15 protein-coding genes and 1 pseudogene are annotated in these 17,865 nt (G+C 37.2%); 11 read left to right on the top strand and 5 right to left on the bottom strand.

What is annotated here, in order from left to right; genetic code table 11:
- The first annotated feature begins 189 nt into the window (after positions 1-189).
- The 5 genes from E2K98_RS21905 to E2K98_RS31125 all read left to right on the top strand — a co-directional run bounded on the left by E2K98_RS21905 (position 190) and on the right by E2K98_RS31125 (position 4,938).
- Positions 190-1,470, top strand: a complete 1,281-nt coding sequence (locus tag E2K98_RS21905) for an ArsB/NhaD family transporter (RefSeq protein WP_133337938.1) — start codon at positions 190-192, stop codon at positions 1,468-1,470.
- A gap of 27 nt (positions 1,471-1,497) precedes the next feature.
- Positions 1,498-2,835 carry a TrkH family potassium uptake protein gene (locus E2K98_RS21900; protein ID WP_133337936.1) on the top strand — a complete coding sequence of 446 codons (1,338 nt, stop codon included), beginning with the start codon at positions 1,498-1,500 and terminating at the stop codon, positions 2,833-2,835.
- Between the two features lie 25 nt (positions 2,836-2,860).
- Positions 2,861-3,514, top strand: a complete 654-nt coding sequence (locus E2K98_RS21895) for a potassium channel family protein (protein ID WP_133337934.1) — start codon at positions 2,861-2,863, stop codon at positions 3,512-3,514.
- A 63-nt stretch (positions 3,515-3,577) separates the two neighbouring features.
- The gene (locus E2K98_RS21890; protein ID WP_133337932.1) at positions 3,578-4,732 is read left to right on the top strand and encodes an acyl-CoA dehydrogenase family protein; all 1,155 of its coding nucleotides are present in this window, start codon (positions 3,578-3,580) and stop codon (positions 4,730-4,732) included.
- A gap of 44 nt (positions 4,733-4,776) precedes the next feature.
- A complete protein-coding gene (locus E2K98_RS31125) occupies positions 4,777-4,938 on the top strand; it encodes a hypothetical protein (protein WP_165976339.1) in 162 nt (53 codons plus the stop codon).
- A gap of 294 nt (positions 4,939-5,232) precedes the next feature.
- Here E2K98_RS31125 and E2K98_RS21885 read toward each other — a convergent pair whose 3' ends face one another.
- Positions 5,233-5,412, bottom strand: a complete 180-nt coding sequence (locus E2K98_RS21885) for an H-type small acid-soluble spore protein (RefSeq protein WP_026576515.1) — start codon at positions 5,410-5,412, stop codon at positions 5,233-5,235.
- Between the two features lie 129 nt (positions 5,413-5,541).
- A complete protein-coding gene (locus tag E2K98_RS21880; RefSeq protein ID WP_133337930.1) occupies positions 5,542-5,745 on the bottom strand; it encodes a hypothetical protein in 204 nt (67 codons plus the stop codon).
- Between the two features lie 465 nt (positions 5,746-6,210).
- Here E2K98_RS21880 and E2K98_RS21875 point away from each other — a divergent pair, with 465 nt between their 5' ends.
- The 3 genes from E2K98_RS21875 to E2K98_RS21865 all read left to right on the top strand — a co-directional run bounded on the left by E2K98_RS21875 (position 6,211) and on the right by E2K98_RS21865 (position 9,783).
- The gene (locus E2K98_RS21875; protein ID WP_133337928.1) at positions 6,211-8,172 is read left to right on the top strand and encodes an LTA synthase family protein; all 1,962 of its coding nucleotides are present in this window, start codon (positions 6,211-6,213) and stop codon (positions 8,170-8,172) included.
- 63 nt (positions 8,173-8,235) lie between these two features.
- Positions 8,236-9,123, top strand: coding sequence for a thermonuclease family protein (locus E2K98_RS21870; protein ID WP_133337926.1), 888 nt, complete (start codon positions 8,236-8,238; stop codon positions 9,121-9,123).
- Positions 9,124-9,243: 120 nt separating this feature from the next.
- On the top strand, positions 9,244-9,783 hold the full coding sequence (locus tag E2K98_RS21865; protein WP_133337924.1) for an HD domain-containing protein: 540 nt from the start codon (positions 9,244-9,246) through the stop codon (positions 9,781-9,783).
- Between the two features lie 45 nt (positions 9,784-9,828).
- Here E2K98_RS21865 and E2K98_RS21860 read toward each other — a convergent pair whose 3' ends face one another.
- Positions 9,829-9,927 carry a YjcZ family sporulation protein gene (locus E2K98_RS21860; RefSeq protein WP_133337922.1) on the bottom strand — a complete coding sequence of 33 codons (99 nt, stop codon included), beginning with the start codon at positions 9,925-9,927 and terminating at the stop codon, positions 9,829-9,831.
- A gap of 191 nt (positions 9,928-10,118) precedes the next feature.
- Between E2K98_RS21860 and E2K98_RS21855 the strand changes: the two genes are divergently transcribed.
- The 3 genes and pseudogenes from E2K98_RS21855 to E2K98_RS31780 form a co-directional block, all read left to right on the top strand.
- Complete coding sequence (locus tag E2K98_RS21855) at positions 10,119-13,529, top strand: hypothetical protein (protein WP_133337920.1); 3,411 nt, start codon at positions 10,119-10,121, stop codon at positions 13,527-13,529.
- A gap of 328 nt (positions 13,530-13,857) precedes the next feature.
- The gene (locus tag E2K98_RS21850) at positions 13,858-15,021 is read left to right on the top strand and encodes a cation:proton antiporter (protein WP_133337918.1); all 1,164 of its coding nucleotides are present in this window, start codon (positions 13,858-13,860) and stop codon (positions 15,019-15,021) included.
- Between the two features lie 13 nt (positions 15,022-15,034).
- A pseudogene (locus E2K98_RS31780) lies at positions 15,035-15,145 on the top strand (cell wall hydrolase); the annotation flags it as partial.
- Between the two features lie 434 nt (positions 15,146-15,579).
- On the opposite strand, the gene E2K98_RS21840 reads toward E2K98_RS31780, so the two are convergent.
- Both E2K98_RS21840 and E2K98_RS21835 read right to left on the bottom strand, forming a co-directional pair.
- Positions 15,580-17,046, bottom strand: a complete 1,467-nt coding sequence (locus tag E2K98_RS21840) for a cbb3-type cytochrome c oxidase subunit I (RefSeq protein ID WP_133337916.1) — start codon at positions 17,044-17,046, stop codon at positions 15,580-15,582.
- Positions 17,036-17,584, bottom strand: a complete 549-nt coding sequence (locus E2K98_RS21835) for a cupredoxin domain-containing protein (RefSeq protein WP_133337914.1) — start codon at positions 17,582-17,584, stop codon at positions 17,036-17,038. Before E2K98_RS21835 ends, E2K98_RS21840 begins: the two co-directional genes overlap by 11 nt.
- Between the last annotated feature and the right edge of the window lie 281 nt (positions 17,585-17,865).

Genomic DNA, 17,865 nt, shown 5'->3' with positions numbered 1-17,865 from the left:
GCGAATAAACAGTGAGGTTTGACACAAAAATTTCATTATTATTACTATTTTTAGCTCTTACGAAGTTTTTAATTATTTTTTATTGAAATTCCTGAAATCAGAGTTTTTAAAAGATATTAAATATTTACATATATAAATGATAGTAGTATATTTTTTTCTGTATCTATTATATATAAGGGGAGTAGGAGTATGGGATCACAAGAGTGGATTGCCTTGATTATTTTTTTATTTACATATGCAACAATTATTTCGGAAAAAATTCATCGGACAACGATTGCTATGCTGGGCGGTCTTTTGATGGTTGCTTTTGGGATACTAGATCAGAAGTCGGCCGTTCATCATATTGATTTTAATACAATTGGTCTCTTGGTTGGTATGATGATTATTGTTGGAATTACTTCACAAACAGGTGTTTTTGAATTTATTGCTGTATGGGCCGCCCAGAAGGTAAAGGGGGAACCGGTTCGAATTTTAATTGTATTGAGTTTTTTTACTGCTGTGGCTTCTGCTTTTCTTGATAATGTTACAACGGTTCTTCTCGTTGTACCGGTTACCTTAAGTATTACTCATCAGCTAAAGGTACACCCCATTCCATTTTTAATGTCAGAAATATTCGCATCCAATATCGGTGGAACTGCGACCATGATTGGGGATCCTCCAAATCTGATGATTGGAAGTGCGGTAAAATCATTAGATTTTATGACATTTATCAATAATCTAGCTTTGATTAACATCATTATCTTAGTTGTTACCATTTTTATATTTACGCTAATATATAAGAAACAACTAAAATCAACAAAGGAACTAAAGAGTCATCTATTAGGTAAAAATGCGAAACAGGAATTGAAGGATTATGATTTACTAGCAAAATGTATATTTGTCATTGTCCTGACATTGGGCGGCTTTTTTGCTCATCAACTTATACATATTGAGACGGCTACAATTGCCTTAATCGGGGCCTTTATCTTGCTGCTACTGACTGGTGACAAATATTTAGTTACAGTATTGGAAAAAGTAGAATGGACAACTCTTTTCTTTTTCATTGGTTTATTTGTCATCGTTGGCGGTTTGGTTGAGACAGGTCTTGTTGCTGCAGTTGCTAAAAAAGCAATTGCACTTACAGGGGGAGAACCAAAAGCAACCACGATTTTAATTCTTTGGATGAGTGCGATTATCTCGGCATTTGTTGATAATATTCCGTTTGTTGCGACCATGATTCCGATGATAAAAGAAATGGGGAAATTGGGTATAACCAATTTGGATCCATTATGGTGGAGTCTTTCTCTTGGAGCATGTTTAGGTGGAAATGGAACCCTTATTGGCGCCAGTGCCAATTTGGTGGTAGCCGGAATCGCATCGAAGGAAGGATATCATATAACGTTTTTGAAATATTTAAAGGTAGGCTTTCCTCTTATGTTATTATCCATTTTTATATCAATGATTTATATTTATGTCAGATATTTATTATAGAATTCCATATTAGGTAAGGAGAAAATTATGCAGCGAAAAAAATTTTATCTTGACCCTCCAAAGGTACTGGTTTTGGGATTTGCACTAATTATATTAATTGGTGCTTTGCTATTAACAATGCCAATCTCAACAACAAATGGACAAGGGTTATCTTTTCTTAATGCCTTATTTACCGCAACTTCTGCCACTTGTGTAACTGGACTAGTTGTTGTAGATACCGGAACCACCTTTACAATTTTCGGCCAGCTGGTCATTTTATCCATGATTCAAATCGGTGGGTTAGGGTTCATGACATTTGCTACGCTCTTTGCCTTTCTGATTGGAAAAAGAATTTCATTAAAAGAAAGAATCTTACTTCAAGAGTCGCTGAACAACCTTTCAATGGAAGGGATAGTAAGGCTAGCAAGACGAATTTTAATTTTTACGGCGGTAATCGAATTGGCAGGGGCGATTTTACTTACACTGCGTTTTTCTTTGGATATGCCGCTTGGAAAAGCCATTTATTTTGGTATTTTTCATTCGATTTCCAATTTTAATAATGCCGGCTTTGATTTAATGGGGGAGTTTCATAGTCTGACAAGTTATGTAGATGATCCGATTGTTGTACTTACCATATGCTCTTTAATTACATTAGGCGGGATTGGCTTTATTGTTATGAATGAGATTTACGAATTTCGGGTTTCTAAACGGTTATCGTTACATACAAAAGTAGTCCTAATGACAAGTTTATTTTTATTAGTGGTTGGAACAATTGGTGTTTTTTCATTTGAGTATGCAAATCCAAAAACATTAAAACCATTATCCTTTTTAGGGAAATTTCTTGGTGCGTTGTTTCAATCGGTTACAGCGAGAACAGCGGGGGCTAATACCATCAGTATTGGTGATATGACTCACCCTTCATTATTTTTAATTATTATCTTAATGTTTATTGGTGCCTCACCGGGTTCCACAGGGGGCGGTATTAAAACCACTACCTTTACCACTCTTATCGGTGCGGTTTGGTCCCAAATCCGCGGGAAGGAAGATGTTATTTTTTACCGCCAGCGGATTGTTTATGAAACGATCTATAAAGCGATAACAGTTGCATTTAGCGGATTATTTCTAGTTGTAGTGATTACGATGCTTTTGACCATTACCGAAACCGGCAAAGACTTTTTAATGATCCTATTTGAAGCAACATCAGCCTTTGCCACTGTAGGACTTTCAATGGGATTAACCCCAGAGCTGTCTCATGTAGGTAAGGGATTGATAATTTTTACGATGTTTGCCGGCAGAGTTGGGCCATTAACGATTGCTTTTGCAGTGACAATGAGAAGAAATCCGGATGCGTTCCGATACCCTAAAGGGAAAATTATGATTGGTTAAATATAAGAGCAGGAGGTTGAATTCCATGACAGAACAATATGCAGTGATTGGATTAGGAAGATTTGGCCTTAGTATTGCAACGAAATTATTCGAATCAGGTAAAGAAGTTCTTGGCGTGGATGTAAATGAGGAGCGGGTGGATGATGCCCATCCATATACGACACATGCATTAATTGCAGATTCGACGGATGCCGAGGCGTTGAAATCCATCGGCATCCGTAATATTGACACCGTCATCGTGGCAATTGGAAATGACATTCAAGCAAGCATCCTTAGTGTCCTGTTATTAAAAGAACTTGGGGTTAAAAAAGTAATTGCCAAGGCACTTAATAAATTACATGGTCAAGTTCTTAAAAAAGTTGGAGCCGATTGGGTGGTATATCCGGAAAGAGATATGGGAATCAGGGTGGCGCATCAGCTTCTTTCTCCCAATGTTCTTAACTTCATTGAAATTTCAAAGGATTATAGTGTGGAGGAAGTGAAAATTCCTGAAAAAATGACGGAAAAAACATTAAGGGAACTCGACCTCAGGGCGAAGTTTAACCTAACAGTGATAGCGATTCGCCATGGGCATGAAATCAATATTACCCCATCTCCTGATAAGAAAATTGCGAGGGGTGATGTTCTTGTCGTAATTGGGGAAAATAGTGATTTGGAGCAATTTTCGAATATAGAATAAACAGATAGATAGTAAAACCATCCTTAAATGTTTGGATGGTTTTTATGAATTGGAGAGGATTAGATGAGTTTTTTAGAAAAAAATTCAGTTGAAGAACGTCTCGAAATGATGAGTATCTTAGCCAAGCAATTTTCATTACGTGCACATCAAGTGGATATCGAGGGAAGTTTTCCGTATGCAAATATGGATGATCTTAAAAATACAGGATATACTGCCTTAACTGTTCCTAAAAAGAATGGTGGTAAAGAAATTTCTTTATATGAATTACTACGCCTGCAGGAAAAGATGGCAGAAGGTGACGGGGCCACGGCACTTTCGATTGGCTGGCATATGGGAATCATGATGAATCTCGGAGAAAAAGATAATTGGAAAGAATCGGTCTTTAAAATGCTTTGTGAGGAAGTTAAAAAAGGGGCATTAATTAACAGTGCTGCGACAGAACCAAGTACCGGAAGTCCAACGCGAGGGGGCAGGCCGGAAACAATTGCGGAAAAACAAGGCGATTATTGGATAATTAATGGCAGAAAGACGTTTACTACTATGTCTCCTGTGCTTGATTATTTTATTGTCAGTGCAGCAATCAAGGAAACAGATAGGGTTGGAAATTTTCTTATTCCCCGACCTACAGAAGGGGTTTCCATTGAAGAAACCTGGGATAGTATTGCGTTACGCGGTACAGGAAGCCATGATTTAATACTTAAAAATGTGAAAGTGCCTGACGAATTCTTTGTTGAACAGCTTGGATTAGAAGGGAAAAAACCAAGCGGCTGGCTGCTCCATATTCCGGCTTGTTATTTGGGGATTGCCAAAGCTGCAAAAAACTATTGTATTCAATTTGCCAAGGAGTATTCTCCAAGTAGTATACAGGGAGCGATTATAGATTTACCGAACGTCAAGCAAAAAATTGGTGAAGTAGAATGGCGGATCATGGAGGCTGAGTACTTTTTAAATTCGGTGGCTAAAGAATGGGATTCCTCAGGTGTTCAAGAGCGGAATCAAATGGGGCCGGTTTTAGGTGCGGTCAAAATGACCGTTACGAATTCTGCCATTGAGATTGTCGATATCGCGATGAGAATTGTCGGGGCTAAAAGCCTCTCATTAAAAAACCCATTGCAGCGTTATTATCGTGATGTGAGAGCCGGCCTTCACAATCCCCCTATGGATGATATGACGATTCAGCTTCTTGCCAAACATGCAATAGCGAACACTGCGGAGTAAAACCTATTGGAAATGCACACTCTAAGAAAAAGGAGTGAAGAAAGTTGCCAAGAGGTAAAGAATTAGAACAATTGCCAATGTCTCATATAGCACCGGAGGCCGGAAAAGATGCCGGAAAAATGGACAGAGAAGTACTCGGAAGCATCGTTCAAAATGAACAACCCCAGCCAAGTGAAATAGAAAGAGAAAACGAAGACATGGTATAAGACAGGAAAATTCCTGTCTTATTTATTTTACTCAGTGTAAAAGAACAATGTTGATCTTTGAACTGCCTTGATTGGAGCAGAAAGCACGAAGACTCCTCGAAAATGTGTGCGTGGGCGGATTCAAGGAAGCAATTCAGTGTCCTGTGGGGAGTACAGGACAGTGGAGACCCCACAGAAACGAAGCGACGAGGAGGCTCTCCGAACTGCCCACGAACCACTTGTGCCTGGAGTAGAAATCAACTTAACAGAGCCCTTATTAAAAAACCACCCATTGGAAAATAGGTGGTTAAGAGATTACTCCTCGATTAACTCATGGATTTCAACAGTAGAACGTTCCTCCAATGGCCCTCTTAAATGAACAGTTGCTGTTCTTCCATCTTCGTTTAATTGGTCAATCCAAACGGATGCACCATTGTATTTTACTTCAATATCAGCTGATGAAGATAAAATTTGTTTTACACGATTTACATTCATTTCCTTCACTCCTAAAACAGTTTTTCATTTTATTTTTGGTTAGTATATGTCCTTTTATTCAATGATTAATGTAAACGTTTTTTATTATATAATAGAAGAAATTCGTTTAAATTGGAAAAAGAGGAAGGATCAGTATTGATCCCTACCTCGATTATAGGGATAGGATATATGAATGCCGTTAAATGCCCCATCCTCATCTGTATCTCTTAGCGATGCCATATACTGTTCAAATTCTTCTTGCAGCTCCACTGGTGCGCCAGGTTTTAGGTGCCAATTCCCAGGCTCATCTACAAAATAAGGACTTTTTGTAAACTCCGGTCTTATTCTCGGCATATCTTTTATCTCCTCCTTCTTTCTTTTTAAATTTATCCTTTTCATAACCGCATTCCACTATTCAAGCCATAGATCATTATTTTAAAGATAAGACCAAATACTTATTGCATCTAACTACATTCACGATTAAGATAGCTAAAAATATACTTATCGCTAAAAAATTAAATCCACAGTGAAACTAAAAAGGTTTTTGTTCGTCTTATATAATTGAGGTCGGAAAAATAGTCATGTCCCACTAGTCATTGGCATAAGAATAAAAAAGTGAAATTCATGACTAATGAAAGAAATGAACCCGAATATTAGTAATAAAAGTTTAACGAAAAAGTAAGAAAATTGACGAAAAATTATGTCCTAAAGGACGCGTAAACTGGGATTATTTATGTTTTTATTTTTAAAGAAAATGTGTTATAGTAATTGAGGTTCGTTTACCGAAGTTTTTTATTGGTAAGTGAGAGGAGAATTTAGATGGAAAAGATTAATCTTCCCAAAACACTAAAAAATAATAACCATATTACTTTTTTTGCAATTGCTGTGGTATTGTTTTGGATTAAAACATATGCAGCCTACCAAATTGAATTTAAATTAGGAATTGATAATAACCTGCAGAAATTTTTATTGTTCATTAATCCATTAAGCTCCGCATTACTATTTTTCGGTATCGCTTTGCTTTTTAAAAAGCATGTGAAGCTTGTGATGATTATCATAAATTTCTTATTGTCGTTCCTGTTGTATGCAAATATTGCATATTACCGATTTTTTAATGATTTCATCACCATTCCTGTTATTATGCAAACAAAGACGAATGCAGGACAGCTGGGTGATAGCGCGGTTTCTTTAATGTCACCATTAGATATTTTTTATTTTTCGGATTTCATTATTCTAATTATTCTTGCCTTAACAGTATTTAAAAAGGTTACGGTTCAAACAAGGAAATCATTCAAGATTGTTCTTTTATTTTCAATCACTGTGTTCCTTTTTAATCTTGGTTTGGCAGAAAAGGATCGCCCGCAATTATTATCACGTTCTTTTGACAGAAACTATTTAGTTAAATATCTTGGGGCATATAACTTTACAATTTATGACATGATTCAAAATATTAAATCATCTAGTCAGCGTGCACTTGCTGACAGCAGTGATATTACCGATGTTGAAAACTATCGGAAAGCGAACTATGCAAAACCAAATCCAAAGTATTTTGGCAAGGCAAAAGGAATGAATGTGATTTACGTCTCGCTTGAATCATTCCAGAACTTTATGATTGATTATAAAATGCCAAATGGCCAAGAGGTTACACCATTCTTAAATTCATTAGCACATGATGGCAAGACATTCTATTTTGATAATTTCTACCATCAAACTGGGCAGGGTAAAACTTCGGATGCTGAATTCTTAATGGAAAACTCATTATATCCAATGTCACAGGGTGCGGTTTTCGTGAATAAGGCACAAAATACCTATCAAGCAAGCCCGGCCATTTTAAAGGGTCTTGGTTATAATTCAGCTGTGTTCCATGGTAACTACAAGACTTTCTGGAATCGAAATGTTATGTATAAAGCATTAGGCTATGATCAATTCTTCGATGCAGAATATTATGATATGTCAGATGAAAATATCAAAAACTATGGGATGAAGGATAAACCGTTCTTTAAGGAATCCATGCCAATGCTTGAAAGCTTAAAACAGCCTTTTTATACAAAGTTTATTTCGTTATCCAACCACTTCCCGTTTGAAATGGATCCTCAGGATACCGATTTCCCTGCTGGAGATTACGGTGATACAGTGGTAAACCAATATTTCCAATCTGCCCATTATATGGACCAAGCATTGGAACAATTCTTTAATGACTTAAAGAAAGATGGACTTTATGATAAAACTGTTATTGTCCTTTATGGGGATCACTATGGTATTTCTGAAAACCATAATGAGGCAATGGCAAAGGTTCTTGGTGTTGATAAGATTACACCTGCATTGAACGCAAAGCTGCAAGAGGTTCCATTATATATTCATGTACCTGGTGTAAAAGGCGGAGTTCAGCATCAATACGGTGGTGAAGTCGACGTACGCCCAACACTTCTTCATTTACTAGGTGTGGATACGAAGGATTACATGGAGTTTGGTTCTGACTTATTATCAAAGGACCACCGCAACTGGGCATTATTCAGAAATGGGGATTATGTTTCTCCTAAAGTAATCCAAGTGAGTGATAAGTGTTATTCAACCAATACAGAGGAATTACTGCCAGATAACAGCTCATGTAAGGACATTGATGAAAAAGTAAAAACAGAACTTCAAATGTCTGATGAAGTGGTTTATAAGGACCTGTTAAGATTCTATAAACCTGAAGGATATACACCGATAAATCCGGATGATTATGAATATTTAGGGCCAAAAGGAACCACCAAAGCAACAGGAACCGAAGCGCCTTAACAGGTAATGGGAGAAGAACATTTGGTTCTTCTCTCTTTTTTTGAAGTAAAGGAGAGAGTAAAAATGAGAAAAAGATTTGGCATGTTATCCCTTGTTTTCCTTTTTACAATGATGATATCAGGCTGTTCAACGAGCGACAATACAAACACAAACACAAATTCAAATCACCCACAACAGCATGCTTCAGTTGCAAGTGATTATGATAGTGAAAATCAATCAATTGATAGCAGCCTGCAAACCGATAAAAAGTTGCTCCCAGCAACTATTGTTAAAAATGTCGATGGGGATACGGTTGTTATTAAATTAAATGGCCGAGAGGAAAAGGTGAGGATGCTTTGTGTGGATACCCCTGAAACACACCATCCTCGTTTAGGTGTTCAGCCGTTTGGACCGGAAGCATCCGCTTATACCAAAAAAATCCTCCCTGTTGGAAAGAAGGTACAAATCGAAACAGGTATTGGGGATGGGCGTGATAAATATGGCCGTCTACTCGCCTATATTTATGTCGATGGAAAAATGTTTAATGAAATGCTCTTAGAAAAGGGTTTGGCGCGGGTTGCCTATATTTATGCTCCAAATACAAAATATGTCGATCAATTCTATGCGATTCAAAAAAAGGCACAGAAAAAGGGAATTGGCATTTGGTCAATTGAAAATTATGCTGAAGAAGATGGGTATCATGAAGAAGTGGTGAAAGGATCTTTAGGTCAACCATCTACAAAATCTACAGATTCAAAATCAACAAGTTCAGGCAGCAATTATTATAAAAATAATCCAAGTGATGACAAAGAAACAAACCTGAATTGTAAAGGGAAAATAAAAGGAAATGCCAACTCTCATATTTATCATGTTCCTGATGGAGCCTATTATGATACAGTAAAGGACAATATTGTCTGGTTTTGCTCAGAACAAGATGCAGAGCAAGCTGGGTATCGGAAATCTAAACGATAAATTCTGAAAAAGGGAATTCATCAATTTGAATTCCCTTTTTTGCATGAAAAAATAGCATTAAAGACAAGTTTGTCATATAATGTATGATAAAAAAATCTACAATGGATGGGGGAAAACCATATGAGAGATGTAACATTATTAAATATATTTGAACATCACATTGCCCAAAAATATTTAAACCGCTCAGGCCTCGCCCATGCCATTGCCGTTGCCTATCATGCGTTTAAGTTAGCGAAAGAGCATAAAGTCGATGTGGATATTGCCGCAAAGGCTGGTCTCCTTCATGACATGGGGCATTATACATGGTATAAAAACGGGAAGTGGGATTATGAATTGTACAAGCAAAATGATATCCATCCCATTAAAGGGGCTGAACGTGCTCACAAACTGTTAATCCGCTTAGGAGAGAATCCAATAAAGGCCAAAACGATAGCTCTTGCAATTCTTTTTCATACAGATTCCTTTTTGCCGTCGAACGATATTGTCCGTACCCCTTTACAGCAAATTGTCAAATGGGCCGATGAAAAAGACGAGGAAACCGGTGGAATGCATCACTACCGAAAAATTGAGTATGAACGGGCTAAACAAAGTATCACTCGTTTGGATGAGTGGATCACTCAAGAACTAAAGGCAAATGAAACAAAAAACAAGCTGTGCTAACCTGCACAGCTTGTTTTGTTCTATAAAGAGGTTTGATACAGAGGTTTAGTAGTAACCTCCACCAATGAAAGCAGCACCTACAATGATTAAAAGAATGAACACCACTACAATTAACGCGAAACTGTTATTTCCACCGTAGCCCATTAATTTTACACCCCCTATATTCACTTACTTTAATGTATTTCACTGCTAGTCCTTTTGTTTGAACGAACTTCCGATTCTATAAAAAGGAAAATTTTATGAAATTGTTGAAAAAAATAAACTATAGTGTAAAATTACACTATAGAGGGAAAATGTGGTAGAAATATAAAGAAAATGATTTGAGGGGAGATAGAATGGAGACAAATATAAGGGAAGAGAGAAGAAAAATTTTCAGGCAGGAATTATATATATTAAAAGAAAAGGGGTACGTATCTGAAGCAATTGTTGAAGCGGTTGCCAAAGCTCATCATACATTTCACCTTGATTTAATCAATAAAGAAGCTGAAGAACAATTAAAAGAATCAGAGAAGAAAATATCCGTTCAAAAATCTGTTCCTAAAAAGCCTCAAAAAATAAAAAAGGCATTATCACAAAAGGAAATCAGAGAAAGTAATATAACATGGTTGCTTAATATTGGCGTGATCTTTTTGTTAATCGGTGGATTATTTGTTGCGACAAGCAATTGGGAATCCATGTCCAGCCTGATGAAAAGTGGATCAATCGGGATTGTGGCATTGTTATTTTTCGGGATTGCAGGATTATCCGAAAAGATTTTGCATATAAACAAAACCGCTTTTGCCTTCATCATTCTGGGAAGTTTATTTTTGCCCATTTTCATTCTATCCCTGGGTTGGTTCGGTCTTTTAGGGCCTTATTTATCCATAACAGGTGATGGACGTTATATTCTCGGAGCGCTGGGAAGTTTCATCCCCATCATTGACTATGTGTACTTTGCAAAAAAACTTGATTCAAGATTGTTTGTTTGGTTTACCTATATTTCGCTGACTTCTGGGTTTGCATTTTTACTAGCAAGCCTGAAGCTTGAAATTGATTTATTTTATTTAGGCTTGATGGGCTTCAATGCTATTCTAATTTTTATTTATCATTTGGTAAAGAAAAGAAAAGGCCTAAGGTTATTTACTAGTGAGTTTGTTCCTTATATCCAAGCTAATCTGGTCATATGTACACTCTTAATGCTGTTTATCTATGATAATCAAATCGTATATGGTTTCAATCTTTTGCTGACAGCGGTCATCTACTTATCGATGATGTATGTCAGTGGCAGGAAGGAATATCATTTTATCTTCAGTGCCATGATTGTATATGGTTTTTATCAGGTAATCGAACATTCTATGCTTGAATCTGTTGGGCCAATCCTTTATGCTTTAGCAGCCTTTGGATTTATGTTTGTTCCTAAAGCTATAAAAGAAGAATTTTCCCTTGATAAGGTTTTCCAGGTTACGAGTGCAGTCGTTTCGGGTTTAGCCTTTATTTATATCAGTTTTGAAGGGATTCTGCTGCGTTCTGGTGAGCCATCACTAGTACTATTGATTGCGTATATCATTATTGCAGCTAATTTTACGTATTTATCCCATCACACTCCCAGAGCAATATTCCCGTATTTTAGCTCGTTCTTCTTGACGGTCGCAATCATGGAAGTACTCTCCTTCATAAGCCTAGTAATTGATTTCCATTTTTCATTGACACTGTTTTTTACAGGTTTCCTTTTGTTTATTCTATTTGGAATTTTACATTTAGGAGCATACTTGGAAATTGTAAGAATTAGCTCAAGAGACGTCGGCGCAGTTGTTATGGGATTCGCTATTCTGGCGGCATTCGTATTCCAAAAATGGTGGGAGTTAGGGGTTATGCTTTTATTGCTCGTCTCCTGTGCCTATTTACTGTTAAAATCGGAGAAAAGGTTGCATTATAAAAAAGCAGCAGAATGGATTTTACCAAGTACTTTTGGGCTTTCAATTATAGCCTTTGGCAGTGAAATAAATGCTCATTCAGCTTTATATGAAAATGATTATGGGGACACAGTTAATTTTGCCATTGGGGCGATTCTTGTCTTACTGTCAAGTTTCGGCTGGAAACAGGTAAAAGAAAAGAGGTTGGAACATACCTCCTTATTCGTATCCCAAATTTTATATACATTGGCCATTGGTCAATCTTATGTAGGTTCGGTTAACGAACTATGGGTACAACCGCTTGTCCTCCTGATTGGGGTATGGATGTATTCGTATTTGTACAAAAGAATCGGGACAAAATGGATACCGTTTTTAATTGGAATGGCAACATTATTGGCCTATTTAACTTGTGTCCATGCCCTGTCCATGAAAATTGAAATTAATCAAATGATGAATACATTGATTGCGACTATGAGTGCTGTTATATTGCTTGTCATTTGTTATCTTTGGCGTAATAAAGATCAGAATCTATCATCTGCCTTTGCATGGATTGGCCATATCCTCTTACCGGCAGTACTCGGGTATACGTGGTTGTTTGATCACGATACCGCTTGGGTAAGCTTTGTCATTGCTATTATTGCCTATGCCATTAGCGCCAGGCAGGCAGGGGATGAGTGGAAGATCAAGCTTTTTCTCTATGGCTGTTTTTCCAGTGTTTTTTGTGTGACTTCCCTTGGTATGGACCATCTATTTGATTCGCTGAAACGGTACTACGAATTTCCAATTACAAGTATCGTGCTCGGTTTATTTTGGCTTGCCGCTAACCCTGCATACAAAAAACGAACTATATATTATCTCGTACCTTTCTCTTTATTTGGGCTTTGCTGTACCCTGAATGCTTATCCGTTCGGTTGGGGTCCATATTTAACTACTAGCGTCTATACAATTGGTGTCTTGTTTTTTTTACACAAGATCAAATGGAATCAATTTGTTATATTTCCACTATTTATTGCTTTTATTGCAACCGTTGAAGTTTCCTTTTCGGACAATTTGGTTCTGGTTGAAAAGATGCTCCTTTCTGGAGGAATAGGGATTTTATTGGTTTTGGTTGGTCAATTGATATATAGACAATTAATTGAGCTTGGAAAAAAACCACAGGAAATAAAGCTAGATGGTTACACTGTTATTGCACCTTTATTTTTTTCGTTTATGTATTATTTTAATGATCAATCTGTCTGGACAGATGCGCTTCCGGGATTGCTTATCTCTGCTTCCATTTGGATGCAGCGTAAAAGGGTTCCAGAAAATTATTCCGTTTTGGTTGTGATGTTAGGGAGCCTTTATTTATTGCAGCCTTACTACTCGGTTGTCACGGATTTAGATATTCCGGCATTATGGGACCGTGAAGCAATGGTATTGCCGCTGGTGGTCGTGGTGATATTGATACGCGTCAAATTAAAAGATCATTATACAAGCCTGACAAAACCGCTTGAATGGGCCGTCCTATGTGCGGTTGCAATTCTTTTAATCCAAGATGGGCTGGCTAGTTCAACCATTTACGATGCGATTATTTTAGGGTCATTATCCCTGCTTTCGTTGTTAGCAGGAATGTTCCTGCAAATTAAGTCGTACTTCTTTATTGGCTCTAGCGTGTTGCTTTTAAATGTCTTTTTACAAACAAGACCCTATTGGGGAAATATGCCTTGGTGGGGATATCTGCTGATTGCAGGGCTTATCCTCATTACCGTTGCCAGCACCAATGAATGGAACAAGCAAAAAATCCAAAAGGGTGAAACAACCTTTTTAATGGTGCTAAAGGAAAAAATAATCACCAAAATAAGGAAATGGGATTAGAAATCGGTATTGAAAAACACCATAATATCTGTTAATATAATAATAATTATATATTGTACGTATGGAGGAGCCTGTCACCAAGGGGGTATTTTGCCCTTTGGTTGATGGGCTTTTTCTATATCTTATTAAGAGCCTGTTTTTGGAAAAATAGGCTCTTTTTGTATTTTGAAAAGGGGGATAGAGATCAAGCAGGATACAGTATATAAACAAATAAGTTAGACACTAGGAGGAGTCTGTCACCAAGGGATAACTATGTCCTTTGGTGACGGACTTTTTTTATTTACTCTTGCATGTAAGAAATTTATAAATTATTGAAAGGTGGAATTATATGTTTATTCTTCAATTAGCGCTTATTATCATTGCTGCAAAACTTGCAGGAGGTTTGAGTGCCAAATTAGGTCAACCTTCCGTGTTGGGAGAAATTATTGTAGGGGTCTTATTAGGGCCATCTGTTTTTGGATTAATCAGTGCATCAGATACTTTATCAACATTTAGTACAATTGGTGTTATTTTACTGATGTTCATTGCTGGCCTAGAAACTGATCTTGATGAATTTAAACGATCTGGAAAATCATCTGCATATGTAGGTTTCGGCGGAATTATTGTTCCATTATTTTTGGGGTACTTTACAGGAATCATGATGGATTTATCGAACATGCAATCTTGGTTTTTGGGTGTTATGCTTTCTGCTACGAGTGTAAGTATCTCCGTTCAAACTCTTAAAGAAATGAATCAATTAAAGACAGCTGAAGGAAGTGTAATATTGGGCGCCGCCGTCTTGGATGATGTGGTTGTAATGTTAATTTTGGCAATATTAATGTCCTTTGCTGGCGGTGGGGAAGTATCTTTAACAACATTGGTAATAAAGAAAGTATTGTTTTTTGTGGTATCTATCTTATTTGCTTGGAAAGTTGTTCCATGGGCAATGAATAAATTTACAAAATTACCTGTAAGCGAGGCTGTTATTTCATCGGCATTAATTATTTGTTTTGTATATGCATTTGCTGCTGAATATACTGGTGTTGCTAATATTATTGGAGCATACATCGCTGGTATCGCTATCGGCTTAACAAAATTTAAACAGGAAGTTTTTGAAAAAGTTGAAACACTAAGCTATTCGATTTTTGTTCCAGTATTCTTTGCCTACATTGGCATTTCGGCTGAGTTTACTGGTATTCTTGAGAATTTAGGTCTTATTATTTTGCTTAGCTTCTTAGCCATTTTAACGAAATTTGTTGGTGCAGGTGTAGGGGCAAAACTTTCAGGATTTGGTTGGAATAGCTCAATGGGAATTGGTTCAGCAATGGTTTCGCGTGGTGAAGTTGCATTAATCGTTGCATCAATGGGCCTCGCATCCAATTTAATTACTAAGGATTTATTTGCTACAATCATTGTTGTTGTAATTGTAACAACAGTAGTAACTCCACCGATGATGAAATGGTCCTTTAAATCCAAGGAAATTGAAATGAATTCAAAGGCAGTTAACCAATAAATTAAGGGGAGCATATCAGTCATGTCCTCCAACATGGTACGGTCAACCTCATTCTGGTCAATATAAAGAACATTGTTTTTATGAACCACAAGCTGGGACATGTGATAGTGTTTATAGCGGTTAATCTGCTCTAATACAGCAAAAAAAAATCCGGCTAAATTTTAGCCGGATGTCAAGGGGGGAAGTGATTGTCCTACAAAAAATATCTTACAAAACAAAAATGAATAAATTATGAATAAAAGATTACTAGTCTATTAATTTTATAAAAAGGCTGTGTTAAAGGACAATGTTGATTTTGAACAGAGTTGATTGGAGCGGAAGGCACGAAGACTCCTCGAAAATGCTAACGCATTTTCTTCGTGCGTGGGCGGATTCAAGGAAGCAATTCAGTGTCCTGTGGGAGTACGGGACAGGGGAGACCCCGCAGGAGCGAAGCGACGAGGAGGCTCCCCGAACCGCCCCCGAACCGCTTGTGCCTGGAGCTGAAATCAACGATCAAGTTTAAGAGAGCCTATTAAAAAAATCCAGTCATGTCTCACTGACTGGATTTTTCGTATGCTATGAAACTCTTTTAAATGACTTTGTTGGTGTATTTTTACCAACATCTCTTAAGCCAATGAAAAATCTAGTTGTAAAAATAATTGCTGCAATAATGATAAAGACACCGCACAGTGCACCGACTTGGTCAGAGCCGGTCCATTGCGGCAGATGTTCAGCCCATCTTCTTGGCGCACTAATTTTTCCAGCATAGAGGAATGAGCCGGTTAAACCGGAAAAGAAAACGAAATAAGTGAAAATTGCGTACTTATCAATACCTTTTTGTTTCTGGGTTCCTTCCATTTTATTGAAATAGTACATGAATCCGAAAATCATTGCAATTACTCCCATTCCCATATAAGTATGGAAGTGGCCGGGAACCCATTTTGTATTATGCATTACATGGTTAACCACGATTGTTGCGTCAATAATCGCTGGAACGGCCCCTGCAACCCATCCAAACATAGAAAGGAAAAACATACTTGAAGCAAAATCCCATTTCATATCTGAGCGGAAAACAATCATTAAGGCACCATATGCGGTTATAACCATAACTGGAAGACCGTTTGCATAAGAGAAAATTTGCCCGATAATTAACATCCATTCTGGTACAGCAAAATCCATTAATAGATGGTGGGTATAAATCATTAAAGTAAACAAGGTCGAAAAGTTCCAAGCGATTAAAAATACTTTATTTGATTTCCAAGGGCGCCCTGTATACTCAGAAAGAACTTCGTAAACAGCAATAACCGCCATATAAATCGTACAGTTAGCAAAAATATGTCCAAAAGCATAGGTTAAGTGTTTCGCCAGCATTGGTTCGAATGCAAAATTCGGATTAAGAATGTTTACAATCGATTCTACTAAGGCAGTTGCACCTGCTAGAATTCCGACAGAGTTAGCGATAATCACCATGGTTGTAGCAACGACTGCAGCTGGTGGACCATAGCCCTTTTTACCTCGGAAAATATAATCCCACCCAAGTGATTTACCTAGACCTCCGTATTCTTTAATTAGTCTTGCTGCTAAATAAAAATACATTACTAGATAACCAACGCCTAGTAATAATAGGCCAAACAAGAATAATAGTGCACCTGTTAAACCGTTCAGTTTAGATGAAAAAGATGGCAACGGATAAAGAAAAGTCCATCCATCAGAAAAATTAAATCCAAAAATCGCTACAAGAATCATGACTACTCCGATAAGCGATAAAATCAAATTAGCAAACAGAATCTTTGGATTTAAATGGATATACTTTGATAGGAAGTACCAAAGGATAGCGCTACCACCTAAAGACGCAATCCCAATCATTCCAGTTCCATGAATCGTCATCACCTTATAAAAGGTTTGGGCGGAAATTTTAATAACATTCCCTTGATTTAACAGCATTATTACACCGAAAATCATCATAAGAACCAGAACAACTGAGGTAACCATGAGGTAAATTGAAACACCCTTTTTGATGGCATTCCGTGCATTAGTCGCCATTACTGCTTCCTCCTTTAGGCTCCACAACGATGTCCTTCATCATTAAATGATGACCTGTGCTGCAATATTCCAAGCAAAGGATTTTATAGGTTCCAGATTTTTTAAAGGTAACCTGGAGTATATTTGTGTATCCTGGCATTGCCTGTGTTTGGCCAATAAGATGTAGATTTTCATCATACAACCCGAACCCATGTGTAACATCATTACTTGTGACATGAAACATTACCGGCTCCCCAACCGTAAAATGATCGTCACTTAATTCCCATGAAAACTGCATTCCCGTAACATTAACTACTTTCCCCATTTCTTTTGCCTGCGCATGTTGAGCATGATAAGGCAGTCTGCTTAGCGATAGGGCAGATGCAAATCCTAAAATGGTGATTAAACCTAGAAAATAAAATTTGCGAATTTTGTAGCCTTTCTCTTGGATTGGCCCATAATCTTTGAGTTTTCTCGATTCCCCGTACACGAAGGAAAATGCCAGTGCAATGAGGAAAACGAAAAAGAGTGTAGCGTACCATGCAATCGATTGATACATAATAACCCCTCCCATTATTTTTTCATCAAGCAAGGAGTCCCCCAACTACTTACTTGAATTCCCATTATCATTTTAATGTGCAAATTGTGAAATAAAAGTGAAATAAATCATACCTTACTAGTGCATTATTATAAGGGCTAATCCTTTAGTACTATTTAGATGCCGGGAAAAAGAAAAACAATTATTTTAGAAAAAACACCCCCATAGCAATCCAAGAAGTTTCGAACCGTTTAGCAAGATAAAAAATTTCCTAATTAAATCAAAACTTGGAGGTTAGATAA

Source organism: Bacillus salipaludis (genome assembly GCF_004358205.1).
Note: the sequence above shows the minus strand (reverse complement) of the source record. Positions and strands in the feature narration are given on the sequence as shown.

Bases quoted from the DNA above. Each gene is read 5' to 3' on its own strand.
- E2K98_RS21905 (WP_133337938.1), top strand. From the start codon at position 190: ATGGGATCACAAGAGTGGATTGCCTTGATTATTTTTTTATTTACATAT.
- E2K98_RS21900 (WP_133337936.1), top strand. From the start codon at position 1,498: ATGCAGCGAAAAAAATTTTATCTTGACCCTCCAAAGGTACTGGTTTTG.
- E2K98_RS21895 (WP_133337934.1), top strand. From the start codon at position 2,861: ATGACAGAACAATATGCAGTGATTGGATTAGGAAGATTTGGCCTTAGT.
- E2K98_RS21890 (WP_133337932.1), top strand. From the start codon at position 3,578: ATGAGTTTTTTAGAAAAAAATTCAGTTGAAGAACGTCTCGAAATGATG.
- E2K98_RS21885 (WP_026576515.1), bottom strand. From the start codon at position 5,412: ATGAATGTAAATCGTGTAAAACAAATTTTATCTTCATCAGCTGATATT.
- E2K98_RS21880 (WP_133337930.1), bottom strand. From the start codon at position 5,745: ATGCCGAGAATAAGACCGGAGTTTACAAAAAGTCCTTATTTTGTAGAT.
- E2K98_RS21875 (WP_133337928.1), top strand. From the start codon at position 6,211: ATGGAAAAGATTAATCTTCCCAAAACACTAAAAAATAATAACCATATT.
- E2K98_RS21870 (WP_133337926.1), top strand. From the start codon at position 8,236: ATGAGAAAAAGATTTGGCATGTTATCCCTTGTTTTCCTTTTTACAATG.
- E2K98_RS21865 (WP_133337924.1), top strand. From the start codon at position 9,244: ATGAGAGATGTAACATTATTAAATATATTTGAACATCACATTGCCCAA.
- E2K98_RS21860 (WP_133337922.1), bottom strand. From the start codon at position 9,927: ATGGGCTACGGTGGAAATAACAGTTTCGCGTTAATTGTAGTGGTGTTC.
- E2K98_RS21855 (WP_133337920.1), top strand. From the start codon at position 10,119: ATGGAGACAAATATAAGGGAAGAGAGAAGAAAAATTTTCAGGCAGGAA.
- E2K98_RS21850 (WP_133337918.1), top strand. From the start codon at position 13,858: ATGTTTATTCTTCAATTAGCGCTTATTATCATTGCTGCAAAACTTGCA.
- E2K98_RS21840 (WP_133337916.1), bottom strand. From the start codon at position 17,046: ATGGCGACTAATGCACGGAATGCCATCAAAAAGGGTGTTTCAATTTAC.
- E2K98_RS21835 (WP_133337914.1), bottom strand. From the start codon at position 17,584: ATGTATCAATCGATTGCATGGTACGCTACACTCTTTTTCGTTTTCCTC.